The organism is Blastomonas sp. CCH1-A6 (genome assembly GCF_001556365.1).
Classification (GTDB): Bacteria; Pseudomonadota; Alphaproteobacteria; order Sphingomonadales; family Sphingomonadaceae; genus Blastomonas; species Blastomonas ursincola.
The window spans coordinates 1-442 of record NZ_LSIS01000449.1; the positions used below are offsets into that span (position 1 = coordinate 1).

Genomic DNA, 442 nt, shown 5'->3' on the forward strand with positions numbered 1-442 from the left:
ATGCCGATCGAGCGCAGCGACCTATGGGCGCCAATGGCCGGTGGCAGCTGCCACCACCGCCAGTCCAAATTGCTGCATCTACTCGGGCGGTTTCCTTTGGGCGTTGCTGTCTGACGGATACGAACTGCGCATCGCCACTAATGCGGGCAAGCAGAAAACCGGCCTTCGGCCTTGGGTTTCCGCAAGCGGACCCTCCCATTTTCAGCTTGCCCGCGTGGCTCAGCTCCGCCGCAAAAAATCCGTCAGCAACGCTTATCCAAAGGAGACTACCATGCAGAACATCGCTGAATTTCGGATCATCGGCCGCGTTGGCAGTGTCGATACGACCGATAAAGTCACCCACGTTTCCGTCGCCGCGAACTACAACCGCAAGGATGGCGATGAATGAAGTTAGCGTCCGCGCTCGTGGTGTAATTTTCGGTGGAGATTTAGGTGCTGCTGG

1 pseudogene is annotated in these 442 nt (G+C 57.7%); it reads left to right on the forward strand.

The annotated features are described in order from the left end of the window. Positions 1–271: 271 nt before the first annotated feature. Positions 272–385: pseudogene (locus AX735_RS20340) on the forward strand (single-stranded DNA-binding protein); the annotation flags it as partial. Positions 386–442: the final 57 nt, after the last annotated feature.